Consider the following 2,230-nt stretch of genomic DNA (forward strand, 5'->3'; position numbering starts at 1 on the left):
GGCCTGGGTTTTCCCACGGCCAATCTGGCCCGCCCGGAAGTGGTCATCCCCAGAATCGGGGTTTACGCCACCCTTGCCACTCCTGCCGACAGCGGCAAAACCCGGCCCGCAGTGACCTGCATAGGCTGCAAACCCACCTTCGGGCAGAACGAGCTGAGCGTGGAAACTTTTTTGCTTGAGGGCGGCGACGACCTTTATGGCCGGACGCTGCGGCTGGACTTTGTGGAGCACCTGCGCGGCGAAAAGCGCTTTGATTCCGTGGATGCTCTCAAGCAGCAGATCGCTGCGGATGTGGAGCAGGCGCGACGCATACTGGCGGCCTTTGTTCGGCAGTAGGGGCAAGACTGCCGGAACAGCTTGCAGAGCGGTTGCCGTCTGGATCGCTCCGGATGGATTTTTTACTGCGCGGCGGCGGACGGACTCGCCCCGTGCCGGAGCATGAATTGTACCGCTGCTGCGCACAAGTCAACGATGAAAAGGCCGGTCCTTATGATGGACCGGCCTTTTCTGTTTTGTGTCCGGCCGCTGTTGTTACGGCCGCGTCGCAATTTCAGTCAGGGCAGCCGCAAAACGAGACTGCCTGACGGGAAATTACAGAGGTGTTTTTTTGGATTGCACGGAAATTACCTCAGAAAAATGCTTGAGGGATGTTTTCCACAGGTCGAAGATTTCTTCCAGATTTTTTTGGGTCATGCCGTAACGCATAAAGACGTCCATTTCCAGGGCCAGGTCCCGATCCTGATCAAGGTAGGCTCTGGTGTATACCTTTTGGGCATTCCATTTGTTGATTTCTTCCATAGAAAAGTCTTTGGCTTTCCATATGCCCAAGAATTGCAGGGTGCTGCAGCTCTTGCCGTCGGTACATCCTGAAAACCATATGGCGTACTTGGTGCCGTCTATACGCCCCTGAATGATGGGCGTTCCCTTGGATGAGGCACTTAGTTCGGCGCTGCCGAAACCTTTGGCGACTTCAAGTATTTTTTCATGGTCCGAAGCTGTAATGATATCGCTGTTAGCCATGGCCCCGGCGGCAAAGGCGCAGGTCATCCACAGGCTCAGCGCGAGCGTTAAAAGTTTTTTCACTTGTTTCTCCTGATAGTATACTGCGTTATTCCGGCATCAGCGCCGGAACGAAAGGCGCGAAGGGCATCGTGGCCCCGCTTTTTTCGCGAAGCTTTCTTTACCATTATACAGCGCATTTCGCCTTTGTAAACGCTTTTGATTCTCTCTATTAATATCGGGCAATAAATGATAATATATTATATATAAAAAACTATAAAAGTATGTTTTAGCGGAAACCAGCCCGCGTGCCGGGTGGTCTTTGTCCGCGCTTTGCCGTATGATCAGACGATGATACGCGCTGATCTGCATAATCACACTTTGGCCGCCCACGGCCAAGACACCGTGGGCGACATGTATGAGGCAGCCAGGAAACGTCATGTGGACTGGTACGGGTTTTCGGAGCACTCCCCCCTGCCGCCGGGCTATTCCTGCCCCCTGTACAAGGGGGACCTCAACGTGACCTTTCCCGCCTATGTGGAAGCGGTGCTGGCGCTCAAGGACAGCGCAGCCCCCGGCGGCCCCCAGGTGCTGCTCGGCATGGAGCTGGACTGGCTGCCCGTGAATATGGGGTGGATGGAAGATCTGCTGGGCCGATATCCCTTTGACTATGTTATCGGTGGCCTACACTTTGTTCACGATGTACCCATTGGCTCCCCGCGCAGTTGGGGCGAGGAACTGACCCTGCCGGAACGCTTTGCCCGCTATGAGGCCTATTATGGCGAAATGGCCCGGCTGGCGGCCGGGGGCCTTGTGGACGTGGTGGCCCACCCGGACTTTATCAAGGTCTGCTGTTACGAAGATTTTCAGACGTGGCTGCGGCAGCCGGGCAGTCTGGATATTGTGGCGTACGCCCTTGAAGCCATGCGGGATCAGGACGTGGCTATGGAAGTTTCCTCCGCGGGCCTGCGCAAGGCGTTTCGCGAGCCGTACCCCGGCCCGGTCATTATGGGGCTTGCGGCTGATCTGGGGCTGGATATCAGTTTTGGTTCCGATGCCCATGCGGCGGCTGAAACCGTATCACACTTCGATGATCTGGCGCGCTACGCCCGTTCGTTCGGCTTCAGACGCAACCGCATCGCCGTGGGGAGAGAGCGGCGCAAGCTTGAATTCTAGCTGTAGAGCAATTTCACTTTGAAATTGCTCTGGCGGCTGCGTGGCCGTCGCCCGA

The 2,230-nt window shown here is 56.2% G+C and carries 3 protein-coding genes; 2 read left to right on the top strand and 1 reads right to left on the bottom strand.

Features of this window, described 5'->3' with window-relative positions:
- Nucleotides 1-336: riboflavin kinase (locus V6C07_RS04190; RefSeq protein ID WP_333535106.1), on the top strand; the 336-nt coding region annotated here is incomplete at its 5' end.
- Between the two features lie 255 nt (nucleotides 337-591).
- Here V6C07_RS04190 and V6C07_RS04195 read toward each other — a convergent pair.
- Nucleotides 592-1,083 (bottom strand): YbjN domain-containing protein, encoded by a 492-nt coding sequence (locus V6C07_RS04195; RefSeq protein WP_333535107.1) that lies wholly within the window; start codon nucleotides 1,081-1,083, stop codon nucleotides 592-594.
- A gap of 267 nt (nucleotides 1,084-1,350) precedes the next feature.
- Between V6C07_RS04195 and V6C07_RS04200 the strand changes: the two genes are divergently transcribed.
- Nucleotides 1,351-2,175, top strand: coding sequence for a histidinol-phosphatase (locus tag V6C07_RS04200; RefSeq protein WP_333535108.1), 825 nt, complete (start codon nucleotides 1,351-1,353; stop codon nucleotides 2,173-2,175).
- The last annotated feature ends 55 nt before the right edge of the window (nucleotides 2,176-2,230 follow it).

The sequence above is a fragment of the Desulfovibrio sp. 1214_IL3152 genome (assembly GCF_036763055.1).
In the GTDB taxonomy this organism is placed as follows: domain Bacteria; phylum Desulfobacterota; class Desulfovibrionia; order Desulfovibrionales; family Desulfovibrionaceae; genus Desulfovibrio.